This window comes from Pseudomonas sp. B26(2017) (assembly GCF_002113045.1).
GTDB lineage: Bacteria > Pseudomonadota > Gammaproteobacteria > Pseudomonadales > Pseudomonadaceae > Aquipseudomonas.
In genome coordinates, this window is the sequence record NZ_NEJJ01000007.1 from 172,465 (window position 1) to 195,666 (window position 23,202).

The 23,202-nt window shown below is 60.6% G+C and carries 22 protein-coding genes; 13 read left to right on the forward strand and 9 right to left on the reverse strand.

Annotated elements, in window-relative coordinates:
* Positions 1-90: 90 nt before the first annotated feature.
* The 3 genes from CAF79_RS12515 to CAF79_RS12525 form a co-directional block, all read right to left on the reverse strand.
* The gene (locus tag CAF79_RS12515) at positions 91-2,439 is read right to left on the reverse strand and encodes an FdhF/YdeP family oxidoreductase (protein ID WP_085698022.1); all 2,349 of its coding nucleotides are present in this window, start codon (positions 2,437-2,439) and stop codon (positions 91-93) included.
* A complete protein-coding gene (fdhD, locus tag CAF79_RS12520) occupies positions 2,436-3,275 on the reverse strand; it encodes a formate dehydrogenase accessory sulfurtransferase FdhD (RefSeq protein ID WP_085698023.1) in 840 nt (279 codons plus the stop codon). Before fdhD ends, CAF79_RS12515 begins: the two co-directional genes overlap by 4 nt.
* Positions 3,276-3,367: 92 nt before the next feature.
* On the reverse strand, positions 3,368-4,255 hold the full coding sequence (locus tag CAF79_RS12525) for a LysR family transcriptional regulator (RefSeq protein WP_064382760.1): 888 nt from the start codon (positions 4,253-4,255) through the stop codon (positions 3,368-3,370).
* 137 nt (positions 4,256-4,392) lie between these two features.
* On the opposite strand from CAF79_RS12525, the gene lysM reads away from it, so the two are divergent.
* Entirely contained in the window at positions 4,393-4,833 is a 441-nt protein-coding gene (gene lysM / locus CAF79_RS12530) for a peptidoglycan-binding protein LysM (protein WP_085698024.1), read from the forward strand.
* A 70-nt stretch (positions 4,834-4,903) separates the two neighbouring features.
* Here lysM and yrfG read toward each other — a convergent pair whose 3' ends face one another.
* Positions 4,904-5,566, reverse strand: coding sequence for a GMP/IMP nucleotidase (yrfG, locus tag CAF79_RS12535; protein ID WP_085698025.1), 663 nt, complete (start codon positions 5,564-5,566; stop codon positions 4,904-4,906).
* Positions 5,567-5,654: 88 nt separating this feature from the next.
* Between yrfG and nudE the strand changes: the two genes are divergently transcribed.
* The gene (gene nudE / locus CAF79_RS12540) at positions 5,655-6,221 is read left to right on the forward strand and encodes an ADP compounds hydrolase NudE (RefSeq protein ID WP_064382762.1); all 567 of its coding nucleotides are present in this window, start codon (positions 5,655-5,657) and stop codon (positions 6,219-6,221) included.
* Positions 6,222-6,226: 5 nt separating this feature from the next.
* The gene (gene cysQ / locus CAF79_RS12545; protein ID WP_085698026.1) at positions 6,227-7,060 is read left to right on the forward strand and encodes a 3'(2'),5'-bisphosphate nucleotidase CysQ; all 834 of its coding nucleotides are present in this window, start codon (positions 6,227-6,229) and stop codon (positions 7,058-7,060) included.
* Between the two features lie 13 nt (positions 7,061-7,073).
* On the opposite strand, the gene CAF79_RS12550 is transcribed toward cysQ, so the two are convergent.
* The 4 genes from CAF79_RS12550 to rfbC all read right to left on the reverse strand — a co-directional run bounded on the left by CAF79_RS12550 (position 7,074) and on the right by rfbC (position 11,415).
* Positions 7,074-7,529, reverse strand: coding sequence for a YiiD C-terminal domain-containing protein (locus CAF79_RS12550; protein ID WP_085698027.1), 456 nt, complete (start codon positions 7,527-7,529; stop codon positions 7,074-7,076).
* 40 nt (positions 7,530-7,569) lie between these two features.
* Entirely contained in the window at positions 7,570-8,958 is a 1,389-nt protein-coding gene (locus CAF79_RS12555) for a sigma-54 dependent transcriptional regulator (RefSeq protein WP_085698028.1), read from the reverse strand.
* Entirely contained in the window at positions 8,955-10,763 is a 1,809-nt protein-coding gene (locus tag CAF79_RS12560; protein WP_085698126.1) for an ATP-binding protein, read from the reverse strand. The genes CAF79_RS12555 and CAF79_RS12560 overlap by 4 nt, the downstream gene beginning before the upstream one ends.
* Before the next feature lie 106 nt (positions 10,764-10,869).
* Positions 10,870-11,415, reverse strand: coding sequence for a dTDP-4-dehydrorhamnose 3,5-epimerase (gene rfbC, locus CAF79_RS12565; protein WP_085698029.1), 546 nt, complete (start codon positions 11,413-11,415; stop codon positions 10,870-10,872).
* A gap of 180 nt (positions 11,416-11,595) precedes the next feature.
* Between rfbC and CAF79_RS12570 the strand changes: the two genes are divergently transcribed.
* From CAF79_RS12570 to CAF79_RS12610, 9 genes are all read left to right on the forward strand, one after another.
* Entirely contained in the window at positions 11,596-14,508 is a 2,913-nt protein-coding gene (locus CAF79_RS12570) for an aminotransferase (RefSeq protein WP_085698030.1), read from the forward strand.
* Between the two features lie 179 nt (positions 14,509-14,687).
* A complete protein-coding gene (gene aguA, locus CAF79_RS12575) occupies positions 14,688-15,794 on the forward strand; it encodes an agmatine deiminase (protein ID WP_085698031.1) in 1,107 nt (368 codons plus the stop codon).
* Positions 15,795-16,039: 245 nt separating this feature from the next.
* Entirely contained in the window at positions 16,040-16,252 is a 213-nt protein-coding gene (locus tag CAF79_RS12580; RefSeq protein WP_007952633.1) for a hypothetical protein, read from the forward strand.
* 240 nt (positions 16,253-16,492) lie between these two features.
* Positions 16,493-17,161, forward strand: a complete 669-nt coding sequence (locus tag CAF79_RS12585; protein WP_085698032.1) for a DsbA family protein — start codon at positions 16,493-16,495, stop codon at positions 17,159-17,161.
* Positions 17,162-17,460: 299 nt separating this feature from the next.
* Positions 17,461-18,762, forward strand: coding sequence for an OprD family porin (locus tag CAF79_RS12590; protein ID WP_085698033.1), 1,302 nt, complete (start codon positions 17,461-17,463; stop codon positions 18,760-18,762).
* 232 nt (positions 18,763-18,994) lie between these two features.
* Positions 18,995-19,741, forward strand: a complete 747-nt coding sequence (locus CAF79_RS12595) for a 2OG-Fe dioxygenase family protein (RefSeq protein ID WP_011331995.1) — start codon at positions 18,995-18,997, stop codon at positions 19,739-19,741.
* A gap of 79 nt (positions 19,742-19,820) precedes the next feature.
* Positions 19,821-20,198 (forward strand): GNAT family N-acetyltransferase, encoded by a 378-nt coding sequence (locus CAF79_RS12600; RefSeq protein WP_007952618.1) that lies wholly within the window; start codon positions 19,821-19,823, stop codon positions 20,196-20,198.
* Positions 20,195-20,911: an AzlC family ABC transporter permease gene (locus CAF79_RS12605; RefSeq protein WP_085698034.1), complete on the forward strand. Its 717-nt coding sequence runs from the start codon at positions 20,195-20,197 to the stop codon at positions 20,909-20,911. The genes CAF79_RS12600 and CAF79_RS12605 overlap by 4 nt, the downstream gene beginning before the upstream one ends.
* Positions 20,890-21,207 carry an AzlD domain-containing protein gene (locus CAF79_RS12610; RefSeq protein WP_007952614.1) on the forward strand — a complete coding sequence of 106 codons (318 nt, stop codon included), beginning with the start codon at positions 20,890-20,892 and terminating at the stop codon, positions 21,205-21,207. Before CAF79_RS12605 ends, CAF79_RS12610 begins: the two co-directional genes overlap by 22 nt.
* Here the strand turns inward: CAF79_RS12610 and CAF79_RS12615 are convergent.
* Complete coding sequence (locus tag CAF79_RS12615) at positions 21,124-22,050, reverse strand: LysR family transcriptional regulator (RefSeq protein WP_085698035.1); 927 nt, start codon at positions 22,048-22,050, stop codon at positions 21,124-21,126. The two genes, CAF79_RS12610 and CAF79_RS12615, sit on opposite strands and share 84 nt — an antisense overlap.
* Before the next feature lie 446 nt (positions 22,051-22,496).
* Between CAF79_RS12615 and CAF79_RS29135 the strand changes: the two genes are divergently transcribed.
* Positions 22,497-23,030, forward strand: a complete 534-nt coding sequence (locus CAF79_RS29135; protein WP_227234136.1) for a PBECR2 nuclease fold domain-containing protein — start codon at positions 22,497-22,499, stop codon at positions 23,028-23,030.
* The last annotated feature ends 172 nt before the right edge of the window (positions 23,031-23,202 follow it).

Here is a 23,202-nt window from a genome sequence, read left to right on the forward strand (position 1 = left end):
CTTAACGGATTTTCGCCGGTCTTTAGCTACTTCACAAAGGCCGCTTTTATGCAAAAGCGGCCTTTTTTGTGGGCGCAGAAAAGTTTTGTATCAGGCCGATCTGGCCATAATCAGCCCCGTCTCACTCGCCGCTTCCAGCCGGATAGCGATGAACTTCGACGTCGGCGTATGGCTGCCATCGCCGGTGCTTTCCAGCGGTACCAACGGATTCACCTCAGGGTAATAAGCCGCCGCCTGCCCCGCCGGAATGTCGAACGCCAGCAGCGTGAAGCCCTTCACCCGACGCTCGCGGCCATCGTCCCACAGCGACACGATGTCAGCCTTTTGCCCCGGCTTGAAGCCCAGACGAATGATGTCGGCTTCGTTGGCGAACAGCACATCACGCTGTCCCTTCACGCCGCGATAACGGTCGTCCAGACCATAAATCGTGGTGTTGTACTGATCGTGGGAACGCATCGATTGCAGGATCAGGTCCGGCAGTTTGCCGGTAGCGCGAGTGCGCTCGTGGATCAGGTCCTTGGGCAGCATGTTCGGCTTGAAGTTGGCCCGCCCCGACGTGGTGTTCCACTTGCGCGCGCCGGCGCTGTTGCCGAGGTAGAAACCGCCCGGGTTCTTGACCTTCTCGTTGAAATCCTTGAAGCCCGGGATGGTGTCGGCAATCAGTTCGCGGATGCGTCGGTAGTCGGCCACCAGCCAGTTCCAGTCCACCGGTTTGCTGCCCAGGGTTGCGGCGGCGATGCCGGCGATGATCGACGGCTCCGAGCGCATCTGGTTCGACAGCGGCTGCAACTGGCCGTTGGAAGCGTGCACCATGCTGAACGAATCTTCCACGGTGACGGCCTGCGGGCCTTCGGTCTGGATGTCGATGTCAGTACGGCCCAGGCACGGCAGGATCAACGCTTCCTTGCCGTGGGCCAGATGGCTGCGGTTGAGCTTGGTGCTGATCTGCACAGTCAGGTCGCAGTTGCTCAGCGCCTGGAAGGTGCGCGAGCTGTCGGGCGTGGCCTGGGCAAAGTTGCCGCCCAGACCGATGAACACCTTGGCGCGGCCTTCGGCCATCGCGTGAATCGCTTCGACCACGTTGTGCCCGTTGTGGCGCGGCACCTTGAACTGGAAGCGACGCTCCAGGGAATCGAGGAACGCCACCGGCGGACGCTCGTTGATACCCATGGTGCGGTCGCCCTGTACGTTACTGTGGCCACGCACCGGGCACAGACCGGCGCCGGGCTTGCCGATGTTGCCGCGCAGCAGCATCAGGTTGGCGATTTCCTGGATGGTCGGCACCGAATGACGATGTTGGGTGATGCCCATCGCCCAGCACATGATCACGTTCTTGCCTTTGGCGTACATGCGCGCCGCTTGCTCGATTTCCACCAGCGTCAGGCCGGACTGCGCGACGATCTGCTCCCACGGCGTGTCGTCGACGACACCGAGGTATTCCAGCACATTGACGCTGTGCTCATTGAGGAAGTCGTGATCGAACACCGCCGGCGCACCGGCCTTCTGCGCATCGCGTTCCCATTGCAGCAGGAACTTGGCCATGCCGCGCAGTACCGCCATGTCGCCGCCCAGTGCCGGGCGGAAATACGCGGTGTTGGTCGGCTTGTCGCCGTTGGTGAGCATTTCGATCGGGTGCTGCGGATGTTGGAAGCGCTCCAGGCCGCGTTCTTTCAGCGGGTTGATGCACACCACCTGAGCGCCGCGTTTCACCGCTTCGCGCAGCGGTTCGAGCATGCGCGGGTGGTTGGTGCCCGGGTTCTGGCCCCAGACGAAAATTGCATCGGCGTGTTCGAAGTCATCGAAGGTCACGGTGCCTTTGCCGACACCAACGCTTTGCGCAAGCGCAACACCGCTGGCCTCGTGGCACATGTTCGAGCAGTCGGGGAAGTTGTTGGTGCCGAAGGCGCGCACGAATAGTTGATACAGGTACGCCGCTTCGTTGCTGGCGCGGCCCGAGGTGTAGAACTCGGCCTGATCCGGACTCGACAGCCCTTGCAGGTGTTTGCCGATCAGCGCGTAGGCATCGTCCCAACTGATCGGCTTGTAGTGATCGGTTTCGGCGTCATAGACCATTGGCTCGGTCAGACGACCCTGATATTCGAGCCAGTAGTCGCTCTGCTCCAGCAACGCAGTGACGCTGTGCTTGGCGAAGAATTTGCCGTCCACCCGACGCTTGGTCGCTTCCCAGTTCACCGCTTTGGCGCCGTTCTCGCAGAACTTGACCATGCCGCTTTCCGGCGAATCACCCCAGGCGCAGCCCGGGCAGTCAAAGCCGCCGTTCTGGTTGGTCTTGAGCATCGCGCGCAGGTTTTTCAACGCGTTGTCACTGGTCAGCCAGGCCTGGGCCACGCTGATCAGTGCGCCCCAGCCACCGGCTGGGCCCTTGTAAGGCTTGTAGCGCGGAACGGGTTTCTGGTCGGCTTGATGGTGTTGGCTCACGGGTGTTTCTCCATTTCTGGGCTATACACCCGCGGCGCGTTTTTTTGCGGCAGGTGGATGAGATTGAGGTTATGGCGTCGGGCCCATTGCACGGCGAGGCCGGTGGGCGCGGACAGGCTGACCAGGGTCTGAATCCCGGCCCGAAGGACTTTCTGGATCAACTCGAGGCTGCAACGGCTGGTGACAATCGCCAGGCCGCCCGTTGTGGATATCTTTTGCCGGATCAGGCCGCCGATCAGTTTGTCGAGGGCGTTGTGCCGGCCGATGTCTTCGCGACCCAGCAGCAATTCACCGCTGGCGTTCATGAACACCGCCGCATGTACCGCGCCGCAGTGCTTGCCCAGCGGCTGAAACGCGCCGATGCGCTGTCGCAGACCGTCGAGCCATTCGATGGGCGGCAAGGGGGCGCCGGGCAAAACCTTGAGATCAGGCAGCGCCTGTTCCACCGCTTCCACGCCGCACAACCCGCATCCGCTGGTGCCGGCCAGTTGCCGACGCTGTTGCTTGAGGTTCCAGAAGGCGCGGTTGGCGATGGTCACTTGCGCGTATTGCGCCGAGCCCGAGCCAGTCAGTTGCAGGTCGTAGATGTCCGAAGCGTCTTCGATGATGCCGCTGCCGAGGCTGAAGCCGACGATGAAGTCTTCAAGGTCGGTCGGCGTCACCAGCATCACGGCCTGACTGATGCCGTTGTAGGCAATCGCCAGCGCGACCTCTTCGGCCAGCGCGGTGCTGGCCGATTCCGTGAGGGGAAGATCGCTGTAACTGTAAGTCTGACTGGCAGCAGGCGCGGGCGTTTCGAGAGCAGGCGCCGCGCAGGCCGGGCGCTTGGCGTTCATGGCATCACCGACGGATTGATCAACGTTAAGACTAGGCGCGGCAAGTTGTCGCGTCTAATCGCTAGTGTCGATGCTTCGATAGATGCCGTCGATCAAGCGTCCGTTGGTGATTTTTGATAAAGCGCGAAACAGGCTTCGGCCAGCGCCGACCGTGGTGCTCCGCGACGCATGATCAGGCCCAGTCGGGCGAGGGTCTGGGCGTTTTCGATAGGTTGCAGGCGCAGGTTATCCGTAAGGTTTTCCAGGCCGCCATCCAGTGGCATCACCGCGCAGCAGAGGCCGCCATGCACCGCTTGCAACAATTGGTGAACGGCATCGGTTTGCAGCAACGGTTGCGGCGTCAGGCCTCGGCTGTGGAAGTTGTGGTCGATGGACTGGCGAAAGTGCATGCCGCTGGTGAGCATGCCCAGGGGCAGTTCGATCAGCGATTCCCAACTCAGCGGTGCTTCGCCAAAGCTGAAGAACCGCTGGTCGTAGAGCAGGCCCATCTGCGTTTCACTGAACGCCAGGGATTCAAAACGCTCGCCGTCGAGGCGATCCAGGTAAGACACGCCAATGTCGATGCGGTTGTTCGCCAGTTGCTCCAGAACCTGTTCGGAGCTCAGCGAGGACAGTTCAAAGCGCAGGTTCGGGTGTTGCGCATGCAGGCGTTGCATCAAGGGCAAGGCATCGAAACTCGACAACGGCACCACGCCCAGCCGCAGGGTGCCGATCAGGTTGCCGCGACAGGCCGCCGCTTCCGCCTGTAAACCGTCATAGGCCGCCAGCACCGTGCGCGCCCAGGCCAGCACCCGTTCCCCCGGCGCGGTGAAACCTTCGAAGCGCTGGCCACGGTTGACCAGTGGCAGGTCGAGTTCTTCTTCAAGGCTGCGCAGACGCATCGACAAGGTCGGTTGGGTAATGTGGCAGCGGGCGGCGGCCTGGCCGAAATGGCGGGTTTCGTCGAGGGCGATGAGGAATTTCAGCTGCTTGATGTCCATCTTCGCTCCGGGGCGCTGGCAAGGGTGGGCGATTCTACCGCTTGCGCGGGGGCAGGGTCATTGGTCGGGCCGCAACCGGGTTTGTCCGGCGTGGTCTAGGCTTGGGCGTCTGGAACTTAAATCAAGGAGTGTGTGCTATGAGTCTTTTGAGCTTTGTGAAAGAGGCCGGTGAGAAGTTGCTCGACCTGCTGACCCCCGGCAACGCCAATGCCAGCGACCAACTGAAGGAACACATCAGCAAGGTCGGGTTGGGTAACCCGAATGTCCAGGCGACCGTGGACGGTGACAAGGTAACGGTCACCGGTGAAGTGGCGAGCCAGGAAGAGAAAGAGAAAATTCTGCTGGCAGTGGGCAACATTGCCGGTGTCGGCAGCGTCGATGACCAGATCACCGTGACCGGGCCGGTGGTGGCGGCGGCGCGTTTTGTGGTCGTGAAGAAGGGCGACACTCTCAGCGCGATTTCCCTGGCGGTGTATGGCAACGCCAATCAGTACAACAAGATCTTCGAGGCCAACAAACCAATGCTGTCACACCCGGACAAGATTTATCCGGGGCAGACGCTGCGTATTCCCGAGTAACCGCACGCCTGCGGGAGCGGCCTTGAGCAGCTCCCGCAGTCTTCAGCGCTCGGCAATCAGCGCTCGGCAATCAGAGCCCGGCAATCAAATCCCGATAATCCTCGACCGCCGCAAACTCCCCGGTGTCCTTCGGCCCTTTGCGGCTGTCCGGTTCCTTCACGGCCAACAGATGCGCCACGCCGAAATTCCGCGCACTGCGCAGGATCGGCAAGGTGTCGTCGATGAACAGGCTGCGTGCCGGGTCGAAGTCGATATCGGCCTGCAAGGCGTCCCAGAATTGCGGGTTTTCCTTGGGAAAACCGTAATCGTGGGAGCTGATCAGCCGCTCGAAGTACGGCGCCAGTTCGATTCGTTCCAGTTTCAGCGACAGCGAATCGCGGTGCGCGTTGGTGATCATCACCACACGTTTGCCGGCTCGTTTGATCGCCTCCAGAAACGTGTCGGCGTCCGGGCGCAGGGCGATCAGGTGGGCGGTTTCCAGTTTCAGTTCACGCACCGACAGCTTCAGTTCCGCGCTCCAGAAATCCAGGCAATACCACTGCAATTGACCGGCATGGCGCTCGAACAGCGGCTGCAATTCCATTTCCGCCATGGCCCGGCTCACGCCATGCAGTTCGGCGTAGCGCTGCGGCAAGTGCTCCAGCCAGAAGTGGTTGTCGAAGTGCAGGTCGAGCAACGTGCCGTCCATGTCCAGCAGAACGGTATCGATGTCGGACCACGGTAATGAAGGCATGGCAACGTCTCGAACGGTAGAAAGATATCCGACGCAAACAATCGGAAAAGCCGCGTTATAGTAGCGCGTTCACGCCAAGGAGCTTTGCATGCGCCAGAAACCCACCGTACTTGCCCGCGAGATCGTCGCCACCAGCCGACTGTTCTGCGTCGAAGAGCTGAAGTTGCGTTTCTCCAACGGCGTGGAACGCACCTACGAGCGGCTGGTCGGCAAGGGCGCCGGTTATGGCGCGGTGATGATCGTGGCGATGCTTGATGCCGAGCATGCGGTGCTGGTCGAGGAATATTGCGGCGGGACCGACGAGTACGAGCTGTCGCTGCCCAAAGGCCTGATCGAACCGGGCGAAGACGTGCTGGCCGCCGCGGAACGTGAGCTCAAGGAAGAAGCCGGTTACGGCGCGCGTCAGCTGGAGCATCTGACCGAGTTGTCATTGTCGCCCGGTTACATGAGCCAGAAGATCCAGGTGGTGCTGGCCACCGACCTGTACGAAGAGCGTCTTGAAGGCGACGAACCTGAGCCGATGCGCGTGGACAAGGTCAACCTGCGGGAGTTGTCGGCGCTGGCGCAGAATCCGAATTTCAGTGAGGGACGCGCCCTGGCGGCGTTGTACTTGACCCGCGATCTGCTGACCCAGCGCGGATTTTTTCAGTCATGAGTGAGATGTCTATGAATTTTCCCCATCCGTTGATGGCGCCGGTGGTCGAGCTGGCCCTGCGGGCCGGCGAGGCGATCCTGCCGTTCTGGCGCGCCGGTGTGGCGGTCACCGCCAAGTCCGATGATTCGCCGGTGACGGCGGCGGACATGGCTGCTCACCATGTGATCGTCGCTGGTCTGACGGCGCTGGATCCGAGCATTCCGGTGCTGTCCGAAGAGGATGCCAACATCCCGCAAAGCGTGCGCGAGGGCTGGCAGCGCTGGTGGCTGGTGGACCCGCTGGACGGCACCAAGGAGTTCATCAGCGGCAGCGAAGAGTTCACCGTCAATATCGCGCTGATCGAAAACGGCCGGGTGGTGTTCGGTGTGGTGTCGATGCCGACCAACGGGCGCTTCTACGTCGGCGGCGCGGGTCTGGGTGCCTGGCGCGGCGACACGGGCGGTACACCGGTGGCGATTCAGGTACGTGACGTGCCGGGGCCTGGTGAAGCCTTCACCGTGGTTGCCAGCCGTCGTCATTCGAGCCCGGAACAGGAACGTCTGCTGGCCGGTTTGAGCGCCAGTCTTGGCGAGTTGCAACTGGCCAATATCGGCAGTTCGCTGAAGTTCTGTCTGGTGGCTGAAGGTGCTGCCGATTGTTACCCGCGTCTGGCGCCGACTTCGCAGTGGGACACGGCGGCGGCGCAGGGTGTGCTGGAAGGGGCCGGCGGCGAGGTGCTCGACCTGAGCGGCGAAGCATTCTGTTACCCGCCACGGGAGTCGTTATTGAACGGTTTCTTCCTGGCATTGCCGGCGAAAGCCGCCTGGCGGACGAAGCTGCTGGAACTCGCCCGCACGTAAGCTCGCTCAATCTTCAGCGGTGCAGGACGTACTGCCCGCTGAACGTCACCGCATCTTCATCGCTGCCCGTATTGACGACCCGCGTGTGCAGCGTCAGTCGCGCCCGTCCATAGCGCTGATACATCGTCAGAAATTTCTTCCACACCGCAGCGCTCGGTGACGGGCAGATCGCAATGGCATCACCGGTCACCGGCAGTGGATAACTGATCTGTCCTTCCTGGATCACGATGTGTCCCTCCTCGATGCCTTCCTCTTTCAAGCGCAAATGCAGCCAGCCCCAACCCGCCAGTACGGCGCCGCAATACAGGCTGCCGCCGAACATGGTGCTCTTGTGATTGACGTTGGCGTCCAGCGGCAGGTGCAGGCGCAGTTGCTGCTCGTGCCAGTCGAGGACTTTGAGGCCCATGTCCCGGGTCAGCGGGATGTCGTGGTGAAGGACCGATTCCAGATAACGACTGTCGTGCTTCATGCCCGGACCTCTTGCGGCAGAAAAGTGAATTGAGCGTGCTTCATTCGGACTCGTCGGAATGGCCGCCGCTGCCAGCGAAATTCAACCCGTGCTTGCGCAGTTTGTCATGCAAGGTCTTGCGCGGAATGCCCAGGGCTTCGGCGAGACTGCGCACGGAACTGTGAGAGCGGGCCAGTTCGGCGGCGATCAGCGATTTTTCGAAGTTTTCCACTTGCTCGCTGAGCCCTCCCGCCGTGATTTCGACGCTGGTGCCGGGGCTGCCATCGGGCTGCGTGTTGTCCAGTGCCAGTTCCAGGCCGAGGGCAAAACGCTCCGCCGCGTTCTGCAATTCCCGCACGTTGCCCGGCCATGAATGCCGCAGCAGCAACGCCCGTTGCGCCGGCTGCAATTCATGCGGTGGCAGGCCATGGCGGGCGCTGGCTTCGTCGGCGTAATGCTGGAACAGCATCAGCGCGTCTTCACCCCGTTCACGCAGTGGCGGAATGCGCAGCGGCGCCACGTTGAGTCGGTAATACAGGTCCGCCCGGAAACGCCCCTGATCGGCGGCCTGGCGCAGGTCTTCCTTGGTGGCGGCGATGACGCGAATGTCCAGCGGGATCAACTGATTGCCGCCCAGACGCTCGACCACGCGCTCCTGCAGCATGCGCAGCAGTTTGACCTGCACGTCCATGCTCATGCTCTCGATTTCATCGAGGAACAGTGTGCCGCCGTTGGCAAATTCGAACTTGCCGATCCGGCGCTTTTGCGCGCCGGTGAAGGCGCCGGGCTCATGGCCGAACAATTCGCTTTCGACCACCGACTCGGCCAGCGCTCCGGCGTTGATCGCCACGAACGGGCCGTTACGCCGACTCGACAGATCATGCAGGGCGCGGGCGACGACTTCTTTACCCGCGCCGGTTTCGCCGAGGATCAGCACGTCGGCCTTGGTCGCCGCCAGTGCGCCGATCTGCTCGCGCAGGCGCGACATCGGCGCGGACTGACCGACCAGCCGCGCGCTTAATTCGTTGCGATCACTCAGGGCCATGCGCAGGCTGCGGTTGTCCAACACCAGACGCCGCAGAGCCAGGGCGCGACGCACGCTGTCGAGCAGGGCGTCACTGGCGAAGGGTTTTTCCAGAAAATCATAGGCACCGGCGCGCATGGCCTGCACGGCCAGGGGCACGTCGCCGTGGCCGGTGATCAGCAGCACCGGCAGCTCCGGATCCTGAGCGTGCAGTTCGCTCAGCAGTTCCAGGCCATCCATGCCGGGCATGCGGATGTCGCTGACCACGACGCCCGGCCAGTCGCGCTCCAGTTGCGCGGCCAGGCCCTTGGCTTCGGACAGCGGCAGAATTTTCAGGCCGGCCAGATCCAGAGTCTGGCCGAGGGCCTGACGCAGGTGCGGATCGTCGTCGATCAGCACCACCTGAATGCGGTTGTCGATGGTCATGCGCTTCGATCCTCGGACGGTTGCAGGCTGACCCCGGGTGCGCCGGCGCGCAACCGCAGGGTAATCAAGGCGCCACCTTGCTTGTGGTTGGCGAACGACAGTTCGCCGCCGAAGGCGCGCATCAGGGTTTCGCAAATGGCCAGCCCCAGACCGAGACCCTGCGTGCGGGTCTTGGTCGTGTAAAACGGTTCGCTGGCTCGGCCCAGGGCTTCCATGCAGAAACCCGGGCCATTGTCGCGAATGTACAGGTTGACGCCTTCGTCGGTGGATTCGGCACTCAGCCACAATTTGCGCGGCGGGCCTTTCTCGGTCAGGGCGTCGAGGGCGTTGGCCAGCAGGTTGCCCAGCACCTGACGCAGCCGGGTTTCCCCGGCCTCGACCCACAAGGTCGCGGCGGGCAGGTCGCGGATCAGTTCGACGTCCATGCTGCGGCGACGTTTGGCCAGCAAGGCGAGTGCATCATCGAGCGCCGGTTGCAGGGCGACGCTTTCCGGGGCATGGCGGTCGCGGCGGGCGAAGGCGCGCAGGTGAGCGATGATCGAGGCCATGCGCCCGGTCAGTTCGCTGATCAGTTTGAGGTTGCCGCGAGCGTCTTCGGTCCGCTCATGGTCGAGCAGCACTTCTGCGTTCTCGGCGTAGCTGCGGATCGCCGCCAGCGGCTGGTTGAGTTCGTGGCTGATGCTCGCCGACATCGTCCCCAGCGCCGACAGTTTGCCGGCCTGCACCAGATCGTCCTGGGCGCGGACCAGTTCCTGCTGCGCCTGTTCACGCTCAAGCACTTCCTGCTTCAAGCGCCGGTTGAGGCCTTCGAGATCGCTGGTGCGCTCGGCAACCCGGCCCTCAAGTTCCCGTCGGGCCTTGGCTTCGAAGGCGATGCGTTCCAGGTAATGACGACGACGCTGCATCATCAGGCCCAGCAACAGCATCACCACCAGCAAGGTGGCTCCGCCGATCGCCACCACGGTGCGCACCGGCCGGTCGATCAATGTGCGCGGGGCGAGGATGCTGACGCTCCAGCCGGTTTCCGCGATGTCCTGGGTCTGCGGCAGCCATGCGGTCGGGCTCAGGTTCAAGGGGCGTGGCTCGCGGGTCGGATAGGGCTGGATTGCGGTAATCGCCGCACGTTCGGTATCACTCAGGGGGCGGGTCGCGCGAAAGCGCCATTCCGGGCGCGAGGTCAGGATGACCACGCCGTTGTGGTCGGTCACCAGCAGTTGTTCCGGGGTTTTGCCCCACAGGCTTTCGGTGTGATCGAGGTCAACCTTGATCACCAGCACGCCGATGATTTTTTCGCCGCTGCGCACGGCGGCGGCGAAGAAGTAGCCGCGCTTGGCGGAGGTGGTGCCCAACCCGAAGAAGCGCCCGAGGCGGCCGGCCATGGCCTCGCTGAAGTAGGGCCGGAAAGAGAAATTGCGCCCGACGAAACTGTCGTGCTTGTCCCAGTTCGACGCCGCCAGTGTCCGGCCGTTGGTGTCCATCAGGTACATGACTTCGGCGCCGGTCTGCGCGGCGATGTTTTTCAACAGGCGATTGGCATTACCCTGGGTGACGCCGTCGTCCGGCGCGCCGAGCACTGCGCGCAGCGCTGGCAGGTCGCCGAGGATTTGTGGCAGCACCTCATAGCGATGCAGCGTGCCCAGCAGGTTGGCGACGTAGAGGTCGAGGGTCTGGCGGTTCTGGCCGGCCAGTTCGCTGCGGTAATAGCGCTCGGCCAGATGTTCCAGCGGCCACAGCAGCGGTGCCAGGCACAGGGCCAGCAGGGCGAGGCTGCGCCAGCGAGGGCGGCGGGGAAGGGTCGGAGTCATGAGCATCGAGCGCCTGTGGGTACAGGCGCATTATGCCTAGGCTTGCAGGCGCAGTCTGCGCACCCGTGGCCCGGTGTGCAGCGGCGCTGAAGATTCACACAGGACTTCAGGAAAAGACGTCGGCGTCCTTGAGGAGGGCGGCAGCCTGATCCTTGGCCGACAGTTTTGGCGCTTCATCCAGTTGCCAGTCGATGCCCAGGTCCGGGTCGTCCCAGCGAATGCTGCGCTCGGACGACGGGTTGTAGTAGTCGGTGGTCTTGTAGAGGAATTCGGCGAATTCGCTCAGCACCACGAAACCGTGGGCGAAACCTTCCGGTACCCACAATTGACGATGGTTGTCGGCAGACAGACGCACCGCCACCCACTTGCCGAAATGCGGCGAGCTGCGGCGGATATCCACGGCGACGTCGAGGACTTCGCCGACGGTGACGCGGACCAGTTTGCCCTGGGTGTTTTCCAATTGGTAATGCAGCCCGCGCAGAACGCCTTTCTGCGAGCGCGAATGGTTGTCCTGCACGAACTGCGTGTCGAGGCCGGTCGCGTCCTGAAAGGCCTGGGCATTGAAGCTTTCGTAAAAGAACCCGCGCTCGTCACCGAACACCTTGGGTTCGATGATCAGGACACCAGGCAGGTCAGTGGGGATTACATTCATCGGGATATTCCAGTGGCAGGTTTGAATGGCCGACATTCTTGCGCAAAGTGCCGTTGGGTGCGAGGGGAGGCATGCAAATCCATCTGCTTCGCTGCGTGTCGGGGGACGGATGGTCGGGGGTTGCTTATCGCCCGAAGCAATGGCGATATAGGCGCCTAATAAAATTTCAGGGGTCGTTCCATGTCGTTCGCCACGTTGATTCATCGCGCCAGTTTGCCCAGTCCTCAGGTTTCGCTGGAGCAGGCCCGGCATCTGTTGGCGCAGCATTACGGCTTGAACGGCACGTTACTGGCCCTGGGCAGCCAACAGGACCTCAATTACCGGGTCGACAGCGAGCGTGGGCGGTTCGTGCTGAAGATCTGCCGGGGCGATTATTCGCTGGTGGAGTTGCAAGCCCAGCATGCGGGCCTCAAGTACCTGGCCGAGCAGGGCGCGGTGAAGGTGCCTCGGGTGATCGCAGCCAGCAACGGCGCTGACCTGCTGACGCTGGACGTCGAGGGCGAGTCGGTGCATGTGCGGCTGCTCGATTACATCGAGGGGCAGCCGCTGACGGCCCTTGATCATCTTGGCCATGAGGTTGTCGCCGGCTTCGGTCGGCTTTGCGGCGAAATGGATCTGGCCCTCGCCGGTTTCGATCATCCAGGGCTTGAGCGGACGTTGCAGTGGGATGCGCGCCACGCCAGCGCCCTGATCGAGCACCTGCTGCCGGTGATCGAAGACGAACGCCAGCGTGCGCTGATCGCCGAGGCTGGCGAGCAGGCCCGGCTTCGTTTGCAACCGCTGGTGGAAAAGCTGCCGGTGCAGGCGATCCACATGGACATCACCGATGACAACGTGGTCTGGCAGCGTGACGCACGGCGCCACTGGCAGTTGCAGGGCGTCATCGATTTCGGTGATCTGGTGCGCACCTGGCGCATCACCGATCTGTCGGTCACCTGCGCCGCGCTGCTGCACCACGCCGCCGGCGATCCGTTCGTGATTCTGCCGGCGGTGCAGGCCTATCACGCGGTCAATCCGCTGCAACGCGAAGAGCTTCTGGCGCTGTGGCCGCTGATCGTGGCGCGGGCGGCGGTGCTGGTGCTCAGTGGCGAGCAACAGGTCAGCATCGATCCGGGCAACACCTACAGCCGCGACAACCTGACCCACGAATGGGAAATCTTCCGGGTCGCCACTTCGGTGCCGCTGGCATTAATGGAGGCGGCGATTCTCACGGCAGTGGGGCAGACGTTACCGGCCATCGACAGTGAAGGCTTTGCGCCGTTGTTGCCCGGTCTGGTCGGGCGCGAGTTCGCGTTGATCGATCTGGGGGTGTTGAGTGCGCACTTCGAGGCGGGCAACTGGGAGCAGCCTGGCATCGATCAGCGTCTGTTGAGTGAAGCTGCTGCTATCCATGGCCTGGCGTCCAGTCGATACGGGCAATACCGGTTGTCGCGCACCCGGCCCGACAGTGCCGAAGAGCCAGAGACATTCCCGCTGCACGTTGAATTGCATGTGCCCCAGGGGTCTACGGTGGAAGCACCGTTTGCTGGCGTATTTCACCTGTCGGCTGACGGCGCGCTGCGACTCGACGGCCCGCAACTGAGCTTGCGTTTGCTCGGTGTGAAGCCTTCGTTGCACAGCGGCGCAGCGCTGGTCAAAGGCCAGGTGCTGGGTTCGGTGGACGGTCCGTTGATTGTGCAGTGGGTCCGCGATGCGCATCTGCAGGCGCCGCTGTTCTGTACACCGAGCCGTGCGCCGGCGTGGCAGGCGTTGTCCCCGTCGCCGGCAGCGCTGCTGGGCCTGGCCTGCGACGCCGAGCCGGAACTGGACGCCAAGACCTTGCTGGCGCGCCGCGACGCCAGTTTCGCCCGCACCCAGAAACACTATTACGTCGACCCGCCGCGCATCGAACGTGGCTGGCGCAATCATCTGATCGACATGCAGGGCCGCTCCTATCTCGACATGCTCAACAACGTCGCGGTGCTCGGTCATGGTCATCCGCGCATGGCGGCGGTGGCGAGCCGGCAGTGGTCGCTGCTCAATACCAACTCGCGATTCAACTATGCGGCGGTCGCCGAGTTTTCCGAGCGCTTGCTGAAACTGGCGCCGGAGGGCATGGATCGGGTGTTCCTGGTCAACAGCGGCAGCGAGGCCAATGACCTGGCGATTCGTCTGGCGTGGGCCGCCAGCGGTGGACGCGACATGATCAGCGTGCTGGAGGCCTATCACGGCTGGACGGTAGGGGCGGATGCGGTGTCGACCTCGATTGCCGATAACCCGCAGGCCCTGAGCAGTCGCCCGGACTGGGTGCATGCGGTGACCGCTCCAAACACCTATCGCGGCGAATTTCGCGGCCCGGATTCGGCACCGGATTATGTGCGCAGCGTCGAACAGCATTTGGCGAAGATCGATGAGCAGAAACGTCAACTGGCAGGGTTCATCTGCGAGCCGGTCTATGGCAACGCGGGCGGGATCTCGCTACCGCCGGGTTACCTGAAAAAGGTTTATGAAATGGTGCGCGCCCGTGGCGGCGTGTGTATCGCCGATGAGGTGCAGGTCGGTTACGGGCGCATGGGCCACTTCTTCTGGGGTTTCGAGGAGCAAGGCGTGGTGCCGGACATCATCACCATGGCCAAAGGCATGGGCAACGGCCAGCCGTTGGGCGCCGTGATCACCCGCCGGGAAATCGCCGAGGCGCTGGAAGCCGAGGGCTATTTTTTCTCGTCCGCCGGCGGCAGTCCGGTCAGCTGCCAGATCGGCATGGCGGTGCTGGATGTCATGGAAGAAGAAAAACTCTGGGAAAACGCCCAGGTGGTCGGCGCGCACTTCAAGGCGCGGCTGGAGGCGTTGATCGATCAATATCCGCTGGTCGGTGCGGTGCACGGTTCCGGGTTCTACCTGGGGGTCGAGTTGATCCGCAATCGGGAAACCCTGGAACCGGCGACCGAGGAAACCACGCGGTTGTGTGATCGCCTGCGGGAGTTGGGAATTTTCATGCAGCCGACCGGTGATTATCTGAACGTGCTGAAGATCAAGCCGCCGATGGTCACCTCGCGTCAGAGCGTGGATTTCTTCGTCGACATGCTGGTGAAGGTGCTGGAAGAAGGACTCTAAGGCGTTTCGAACCCGTTAAATACCGATTTGTATCGATATTTAACGGGGTAAATTGGGATTGTTTTTTGTTTATGGCTTCTAAAGCCGATATTTATCGTTTATAAAGTCGCCATAGTCCGTCGTCCAATTCTGTACGGCGTGTTGAAAAAACCTCGACGGTTCCCTGGAGTCTGATCGACATGACCACCTTGAAAAGTACCCCACGCGCCGATGGCTTCTACATGCCGGCCGAGTGGGCGCCGCAAACCCAGACCTGGATGATCTGGCCCGAGCGTCCGGACAACTGGCGTCTGGGCGGCAAACCGGCTCAGGCTGCTCATGCGGCAGTGGCCAAGGCCATCGCGCGTTTTGAACCGGTGACCGTCGCGGTCTCCGCCGGCCAGTACGAAAACGCTCGTGCTCGTCTCGACGTGCCGAATATCCGTGTGGTCGAGATGTCCAGCGATGATGCGTGGGTCCGAGACAGCGGCCCGACTTTCGTAATCAACAACAGCGGTGAAGTGCGCGGTGTGAACTGGGACTTCAACGCTTGGGGCGGCTTTGACGGCGGCCTGTATTCGCCGTGGAACCGAGATTCCCAGGTCGGCGGCAAGATCCTCGAAATCGAGCGCAGCCCGCGTTACCGCACCGAAGGCTTTGTGCTAGAAGGCGGCTCGATTCACGTCGACGGCGAAGGCACTCTGATCACCACCGAAGAATGCCTGCTCAACCGCAATCGCAACCCGCACCTGGGCCGCGAAGAAATCGAAGCGGTGCTCAGCGAAAACCTGTCGGTAGACAAGATCATCTGGCTGCCGGATGGCCTGTTCAACGACGAAACCGACGGCCATGTGGATAACTTCTGCTGCTACGTGCGTCCGGGCGAAGTGCTGCTGGCGTGGACTGACGATCCGCAGGATCCGAACTACCCGCGCTGCCAGGCTGCGATGAAAGTGCTGGAAAGCAGCACCGACGCCAAGGGGCGCCCGTTCACGGTGCACAAGATGCCGATTCCGGGGCCGCTGTTTGCCACTGAAGAAGAATGCGCGGGCGTGGATCCGGTGGACGGCACCCAGGAGCGCAATCCGAGCGTGTGCCTGGCCGGTTCCTACGTGAACTTCCTGATCGTCAATGGCGGCATCATCGCACCGAGCTTTGACGACCCGATGGATGCTCCGGCCCGGGAGATCCTGCAGAACCTGTTCCCGCAACACGAAGTGGTCATGGTGCCGGGCCGTGAACTGTTACTGGGGGGCGGTAACATTCACTGCCTTACCCAACAGCAACCCGCGCCGCACAAAGAGTGAGTGCGGATGTAACAGCTTGAGTTGATTGGAAAAACGACCGGGCAGTCATTTGTTGCCCATGCTTGAAGAGAAACCCGCAGCCCGTCAGGACTGCGGGTTTCTTTATGTCCGCTGGTCGACAATTTGATTACGTTGGCATAGCTCTTGTATCGCTTATGGCGCACTAGGGAGGGGGGAGAACTTCAACGGTTCTGTCATAAACCTTGGATAACTTAGCCGCTCATGAACGGGGAGAGAGCGCTGAAATGAACGCCGAAGTGAACGTAATCAGCGAGCGGACGTTGCATCCCATGGCTGTAAATAGTGAGTCGCTCCAGATTGTCGCGCACTGGTTGAAGTCCAATGGAACGCGTCAGATCAGGGAACCTGATCCGCGCCGGATGATGATCGAGCGTTACCCCGCTGGCCTGTTCAGCGAGGCCGAACTGGAAGCACTCTGGGATGTGATGGAAGGATAAGAAGAACAAACAAGGATTGTAAAAAGCGCTGCCGGGATGGCAGCGCTTTTTTTATGGACGCGATATCAGAAGCTGTTGGGGTCGTTGACCACCAGGTTGACTGCCTTATCTGGCGATGACGGCTGGCGGTTTTGATTCGACCGATTGCCGCAACAGACTGAAAGTCATTCCGGCGTTTTTCCGCAGCGACCGAGGGACTAATGTGCCGGCATCTTTCCCATCCTTTGCCGGAGTTCTCCGATGGCTCTTCATTACATCTACGACCCGCTGTGTGGCTGGTGCTATGGCGCCACACCGCTGGTGCAAGCCGCGCAGCAGGTGCTGCCGGTGATCGCCCACGCCGGCGGCATGATGACCGGTGCCAACCGCCAGAGCATTTCGCCGCAACTTCGCAACTACGTGATGCCTCACGACCGGCGCATCGCCGAATACACCGGTCAGCCGTTTGGCGAAGCGTACTTCGAAGGTCTGTTGCGCGATCACTCGGCGGTGTTTGATTCGACACCACCCATTGCCGCTGTGATGGCAGCCGAAAAAATCGACGGCCGTGGCCTGGAAATGCTTGGACGTTTGCAGACTGCGCACTATGTCGAAGGGCGGCGAATTGCCGACCAAAGTGTGCTTGTGGAATACGCGGTGACGCAGGGTTACAACGCCGAGAGGTTCTTGTATGCCTTGCAGTCCGTCGACACCGAACAACACATAAAGAACAGCCGCGCCCTGTTGGCAAAACTGGGTGGGCAGGGTTTTCCAACTTTCGCACTGGAACAGGACGGTCAATTCGCATTGGTTGATATCGGGCCGTGGCTTGGCAAGCCAGAGGCTTTTGCCCAATGGTTGAGGGAGTCGTTTACACCGGCGCGAGGGACTGAAAGCCTGCCGGTCTGTGGCCTCGACGGTTGCGCATGATCCCGCATTAAAATCCCTGATTGCTGGCAGTTCCGTGCAATCGGCCATCGCAAAATTTACTTTTTTTAGACGTTTTTCGCCTATTTAAAGACGATTCTTGAAATTGACACATTGTTGAGGGCGCGGCTACGATTCGGCCCAACGCCTGTGGCTAACCGCCATGATTCAAAATCAGGAGCAGGCCCGCCATGACATTGTCTTGAGCGGGTCTTTTTGTTTCGGGGTGAATAAAAGAGTGCACCAAGCGCCGTTTCAGCCGTTCGACACAGCGCGTTTCAACCCGTAATAAGGAAAACAAAATGTTGAACAAGCGAATCAGTTTGATCGCACTGGGGATGTTGAGCGCCACTCAGGCAATGGCTAACGACCAGGCCGAGTCCAAGGGTTTTGTGGAAGACAGCAGCCTCAAAGTGCTGCTGCGCAATGCCTACATCAATCGTGACTACAAAGACGGTCGTAAAGACAAAGCCGAGTGGGGCCAGGCGGCCATCGGTACGTTCTCGTCCGGTTTCACTCAAGGCACCGTAGGTGTGGGTGTGGACGCTTTCGGTCTGTATGCACTGCGTCTGGATGGTGGCGAAGGCCATACCGGCGCGCAGGGTATCGACTTTTTCAAGCAGGGCGATCACCCGCCAGGCTCAAGCGATAAAGCCGCTCATGACCTGTCCAAGGGCGGCGCGGCCGTCAAATTCCGTATTTCCAACACCGTATTGACTTACGGCGACCAGATGCCGGCCCTGCCGGTGCTGAGCTATGACAACGTGCGTCTGTTGCCGGAAAGCTACACCGGTACCTTGATCACTTCCAAAGAGATCAAAGGCCTGGAGCTGAATGCCGGTCGTTTTACTGCCGAATCGCGCAAAAGCGCTGAAGGCCGTGACAGCGGTGGTCTGAAGTCGATCAACGTGTTGGGCGGTAGCTACCAGTTCACCGAACAGTTCAAGGCTGCGCTGTACGCTTCCGACGTCGAAGACGTGCTGAAGAAGCAATACGTGAACGCCAACTACGTGTTCCCGATCGACAAGGACCAGTCCCTGACCCTGGACTTCAACGGCTACCGCACCAAGCTGGACAACTCCTATGTCCGCGAAAACGGTGTGACCGGCGACGACAACAAGATCTGGAGCCTGGCAGCAACTTTCGCCACCGGCCCGCACTCGTTCACCGTGGCGCATCAGCGCTCCACTGGTGACAGCAACCTGGGCTATGCCTATGGCGGCTATCAGAAAGAACAAGGGCGCGTGGGTGATGGCGGCAATACCATCTACCTGGCCAACTCCTACTGGTCCGACTTCAATGCTGAAGACGAGCGCAGCTGGCAGTTGGGTTACGGTCTGGACTTCACGGCGTTCGGCGTACCGGGTCTGAGCTACAACTTCGCGTACGTGCGTGGCGACAACATCACTACCTCCACCAGCACTGGCGGTACCGAGCGCGAATATTTCAACCAGTTCAAGTACGTCGTGCAAAGTGGCCCGGCCAAAGACCTGAGCATCAAGCTGCGTAGCTCGATCCTGCGTGTGTCGCAGAAATCCAGCGAATACAACGTCAGCGGCAACGAACTGCGTGTGTTTGTGGATTACCCGATCAACGTCTTCTGATGATCGATTGACCCGCAAGACGCGACAGAAAAACCCCGACTCGTTCGGGGTTTTTTTTTGACGCTTTTTGAAAAAACAGCATAAAAACCCGTGTTTTTGTCATTTGAAATGCACTTTCAGGCGGCTTCAAATCGCGTTTCAAACAGCGCTTTAAGTGCCTGAAATTCTTTCTCATGGACGCAAATTCTCCACCTAATAGATTAGGCCGCTCAACGCAGCGGAGAATTGGGTAATGATCGTTTTAACCAGAGAAGTGGGCGAATCGCTACGGCGCGACAAGTACGCCAATGTGCAGGGTGCTGACTTCAATCTCTACGGTCATTTCGCCGACTTCGTCAGACTGACCAAAAGTTGGGAAAACATGGAGCCTGACAGTTACTACGGTCAGGCCGAAGCCGGCATGCGTTACCGTCGTTACAGCGACTTTGAATACAACCCCAAGACGCGCGAACTGAAGCAGCTGGAACATCGCGCGTACGTGCAGTCCAAGGCCAACAACAGCTATGTGGGCGGTGTGGTGCGGCACTTCCAGGACTTCTCGGACGAAGTCATCAGCTCGCCGGTGATGCGCAGCCTGATCGACACCGATTTCGAAGTGTACAAAAGCGTGTTGCCGGAAGAGTTGCACGATGAAATCTGGCAATGCCAGATCCATCAGATCCGAATCGAGATCAAACCGGGCAAACAACTGGAAATCACTCCGGAGGGGATTCACTGCGACGGCTATCCGTTCAGCGGCGTGCACTTCTGGGGGCGCAACAATGTCGAGGGCGCCGAAAGCCGCCTGTACGACATTCACGAGCAACAACTGGCGTCGACCACTTACCAGGAAATCCTCGACACCACGTACTTCCTCGACCGCGACATGCGCCACTACGTGACACCGGCACGCAACACTCACTCCCACGCCATGGCGTACCGGCAGATCCTGGCGATTTCCTTCTCGCGGCCCGGGACCGCTTTCGACATTGTTCGCTAATCAGATCACCCCAATCGACGGCGTCGAATGCTCGACGCCGGTGGTGCTGCGGCGCGCGACGGCCAAGGACGCACAGCGCATGGAGCGTTTCTTCCGTCAGTTCGACGAAGTGTCGTTCTGTGAATGGCAGGACGCCAAATGCCTGCGCGGCGTGCTGATCCAGAAAACCACCACGGCCTATCTGGCCTTCGATGTCGAAGGCGAGATCGTCGGCGCGGTGCTGGGTGGCATGCTCGGCAGTCGCGGCACGATCAACCATCTGGCGGTCAGTCTGCGCTATCGCAGCCAGGGCGTCGGCCAGCGGCTGGTGGAAGCGGCGTCGGCCGACATGAAACGGGTCGGTGTGCTGCGGATGTTCCTGTTCGTCGATGATGCTAACCTCGCGGGCAAGCGTTTCTGGACGGCCCAGGGTTTTTGCGAACCTCATGGCGAGCGGACATTTGAGAGGGATCTATGAATGAAACATCCGGCAGTGCGCCGCTGATGGTCGACCGTCAGCCGTCGCGCACCTTTGCCGAAGCCAGCCCGGTGGTGGCCGGTTACTTCACCGTGTCGTTCGTGTTCGGGCTGATGGCGGTCAACGCGGGGCTGCCGCTGTGGCTGCCGGTGGCCATGTGTCTGTTCGTGTATGCCGGGGCTTCGCAATTCGCGGCGCTGGCGCTGATCAGCAGCGGGGCGTCGCTGACCACCATCGTGCTGACTACGTTTCTGATCAATGCGCGGCACATGCTGATGTCGGTCTACATGGCAAAAGCCCTGCGGGCGCTGGGCCTGAGCCGCATTGAGCGCTGGTGCTACGCCGGCGGCCTGACCGATGAATCGTTTGCCTTCCACAGCGTCAAACTCGGCACCGGTGCGCCGGTGAATATCCGCTATCTGATCGGCTTCAACCTGTTCTGCCACACCTCCTGGGTGATCGGCGGATTGCTCGGCGCCCTGTGTGCGCAGTACGCGTCGCACCTGATCAAGTACCAGCTCGATTACGCGCTGACCGCGATGATGCTCTACGTGCTGGTCTCGCTGTGCAACACCCGCAACAAACTCATCGCCGCCATGGCCGCCGTCGTCTGCATGGGCGCTCTGAGCCTGGTGGGCAGCTCGCCGTTCAACGTTTTCATCGCCACGTTTGTGGGCTGCGGAGTGGGTGTATGCCTGACCAAACGTTCCTGATTCTGGTGGTCGCGCTCATGATGGCCGTGACCTTTCTGCCTCGGGCTCTGCCGCTGCAGGTCAACACCGAGCACTGGCCGCCCTTCGTCGCCCGGGCGCTGGAATACCTGCCGGTGGCGATCGTCGCTGCGATCAGCCTGACACCCTTGTTGATCAAGGATCAGCACATACAGCTCGATCGCCCGGAATTTTATGCAGCGATTCCGACGTTGTTATGTGCGTACTTCAGCAAAAACCTCTTTCTCAGTGTGGCGGTTGGGACGGCTGCGTACATTGCGCTCGGCTCGTTCATGTAGCGGAAGATCGACCACGTCGTTCAACGCCTGGCCGGACAGGTCCGGGTTGTTCACCGCCAGGCGCACTTCGAGGAAATCCTCGAACCCGGGGAAGATCGTCAGGCCGTTTTTCTGAGCGGCCTCGCGAGAGACCATGCCGATGGCGTCCATCTGCGTGATGAGCGACAAGGTCAGCGTTTCGCTGCAGGAGTAGATCGTCCGCTGACTGTTCTCGTAATTGCCCAGCCCGGCGTCGAGAAAACGCAAAAAGCTGTGGGAATACGGACAATCTTCTGCCGGACGCACTTGAAACTTGTTGCCGAGCAACGTCAGCGGATCGTTCTCCTGACCACAGTGCGCGCCGACCACCTGCACCTGCACTTCCGGCAGGACAATGCTCGGCAAGCCCGGACGCTGTGGCCCGATCAGCACCGCCAGATCGAAGTCCTCGTTCTTCAGCTTGCTGAGGTTTTCCATCGATTCGGCGTAGCTGAATTCCATCTGATAGTCGGGAAACACCTCGATCAGGCGTCCGATCAGTCGCCGGTTGAAATCCGGGTCCAGTGTAGTGTTCAACGCCACTTTCAGCGTGCGCTGTCCCGGCACCTTCAACGCTTCGACTTTCTCTTCCATCTGCCGCGTGGCAATCAGCACTCTGTCCATATAGGGCGTCAGCTCCGTGCCTTGCGGCGTCAGCGTCAGCCCCTTGTTGGATCGTCTAAACAAGCGGAAACCGAACTGCTCTTCGACCTTGTTCAACTGTGCGGCCAGGGCCTGCACGGTCAGGCACGAATGCTCGGCTGCGGCCGACAACGAGCCGGTCTGCACGATGCGCATGAGGTTGCGTAAGGTTCTGCTATCCATGGGTAATGCCCTCTGAAGTGGGCTGGGTATTGTTGTGTACGTGACGGCCTGAACGGCTCCGTTTGCCGGCTATATTCCTGTACCTGAGCATAGTTGTCGCGCAATTAGTAGCGAATTGATGTCCGCGCCGATGGCTGGAGGCTGACACAGGATCGGGGTTTTTGGCGACGCGGGGGTGATTGGGGTCAAAAAAGTGCACGACGCGAAGGAGTCGGGCACTTTTTTTGTGCGGTTGGGTTACAGCGGCTGGGACAATTTCGTACAGCCATCTCGCGCTGTTCTGCGTTGATGTCGGAAGCCTCCTATTGAAAGACAAGAACGGGCTGATTTATTAGCGCAGTACAAGTGGCTGAAATATCAGGCAGTTACTTTCGGGACTTTTTCAGTCCGAGGCCATTGGATATCCAGGCAATGCCGGCATCCGCGAAGCTAGCGAGAAGGTGCCAATGAATTTGCCTTGGAGCATGGCGTTACCTGAACAAAAGAACTGGAAGGATCATGGTTTACCGGACATTCGGGACATTGATCCCGAGTTGCTGACTTCTGCGATCAGAGAACGTCCGGGCGCCGAGAGTCTGGAGGCTGCATGGGAGCAAGTTGCCAAAGGCTTCGGACTTCATGACGGCCTCAATTCGACTGTGATTGAGACACCCATTTGCCCAGTTCTGGTGAGGCGCGAGCACTTGTTGCACATTGTGGAAAAACGTCCGAATGCTCGGGAGCGCTTCACAGACTTCGCGCAAGACACCCTGAAAAAACCGTTAGAGATCTGGAAGATTTCCTACGATGACGACTCTTTCCGGCTCTCATATATCGGTGCCTACAACACGAAATACCAGATGCTGGTCGTGATCCATATCGATCATGGCAACGTACTCTGGAACTTCATGAACTGTGAAAAAAAGGGTCTGAACAAGCATCGGCATGGAGAGCTACTGTTTCAACGTTACCGATGGTCCAAACAAAAAGGGCAGCCTTGATAGGCTGCCCTTCACGAAAAAGTTGCTTGATATTGTGCTCCCTCAAGCAGGGGAGAAGAGGTCTCACCCGAACGCTGATTTTCAGGTCATCAACGGGGTTCCTAACGCCGACTATAGCCACCTGATGGCAGTCGGTTTCGCGCTCTTGGGGCCGATTCTCGGCCACTGAATT

What these genes read in the sequence shown, in the direction of transcription:
- yrfG (WP_085698025.1), bottom strand. Translation starts at nt 5,566, where the DNA reads ATGCCTTCATTACCGTGGTCCGACATCGATACCGTTCTGCTGGACATG.
- CAF79_RS12600 (WP_007952618.1), top strand. Translation starts at nt 19,821, where the DNA reads ATGGAGCGTTTCTTCCGTCAGTTCGACGAAGTGTCGTTCTGTGAATGG.
- fdhD (WP_085698023.1), bottom strand. Translation starts at nt 3,275, where the DNA reads ATGAACGCCAAGCGCCCGGCCTGCGCGGCGCCTGCTCTCGAAACGCCC.
- rfbC (WP_085698029.1), bottom strand. Translation starts at nt 11,415, where the DNA reads ATGAATGTAATCCCCACTGACCTGCCTGGTGTCCTGATCATCGAACCC.
- CAF79_RS29135 (WP_227234136.1), top strand. Translation starts at nt 22,497, where the DNA reads ATGAATTTGCCTTGGAGCATGGCGTTACCTGAACAAAAGAACTGGAAG.
- CAF79_RS12555 (WP_085698028.1), bottom strand. Translation starts at nt 8,958, where the DNA reads ATGACCATCGACAACCGCATTCAGGTGGTGCTGATCGACGACGATCCG.
- aguA (WP_085698031.1), top strand. Translation starts at nt 14,688, where the DNA reads ATGACCACCTTGAAAAGTACCCCACGCGCCGATGGCTTCTACATGCCG.
- CAF79_RS12560 (WP_085698126.1), bottom strand. Translation starts at nt 10,763, where the DNA reads ATGACTCCGACCCTTCCCCGCCGCCCTCGCTGGCGCAGCCTCGCCCTG.
- CAF79_RS12525 (WP_064382760.1), bottom strand. Translation starts at nt 4,255, where the DNA reads ATGGACATCAAGCAGCTGAAATTCCTCATCGCCCTCGACGAAACCCGC.
- lysM (WP_085698024.1), top strand. Translation starts at nt 4,393, where the DNA reads ATGAGTCTTTTGAGCTTTGTGAAAGAGGCCGGTGAGAAGTTGCTCGAC.
- CAF79_RS12550 (WP_085698027.1), bottom strand. Translation starts at nt 7,529, where the DNA reads ATGAAGCACGACAGTCGTTATCTGGAATCGGTCCTTCACCACGACATC.
- CAF79_RS12610 (WP_007952614.1), top strand. Translation starts at nt 20,890, where the DNA reads ATGCCTGACCAAACGTTCCTGATTCTGGTGGTCGCGCTCATGATGGCC.
- cysQ (WP_085698026.1), top strand. Translation starts at nt 6,227, where the DNA reads ATGTCTATGAATTTTCCCCATCCGTTGATGGCGCCGGTGGTCGAGCTG.
- CAF79_RS12615 (WP_085698035.1), bottom strand. Translation starts at nt 22,050, where the DNA reads ATGGATAGCAGAACCTTACGCAACCTCATGCGCATCGTGCAGACCGGC.
- CAF79_RS12570 (WP_085698030.1), top strand. Translation starts at nt 11,596, where the DNA reads ATGTCGTTCGCCACGTTGATTCATCGCGCCAGTTTGCCCAGTCCTCAG.
- nudE (WP_064382762.1), top strand. Translation starts at nt 5,655, where the DNA reads ATGCGCCAGAAACCCACCGTACTTGCCCGCGAGATCGTCGCCACCAGC.
- CAF79_RS12580 (WP_007952633.1), top strand. Translation starts at nt 16,040, where the DNA reads ATGAACGCCGAAGTGAACGTAATCAGCGAGCGGACGTTGCATCCCATG.
- CAF79_RS12585 (WP_085698032.1), top strand. Translation starts at nt 16,493, where the DNA reads ATGGCTCTTCATTACATCTACGACCCGCTGTGTGGCTGGTGCTATGGC.
- CAF79_RS12590 (WP_085698033.1), top strand. Translation starts at nt 17,461, where the DNA reads ATGTTGAACAAGCGAATCAGTTTGATCGCACTGGGGATGTTGAGCGCC.
- CAF79_RS12595 (WP_011331995.1), top strand. Translation starts at nt 18,995, where the DNA reads ATGATCGTTTTAACCAGAGAAGTGGGCGAATCGCTACGGCGCGACAAG.
- CAF79_RS12605 (WP_085698034.1), top strand. Translation starts at nt 20,195, where the DNA reads ATGAATGAAACATCCGGCAGTGCGCCGCTGATGGTCGACCGTCAGCCG.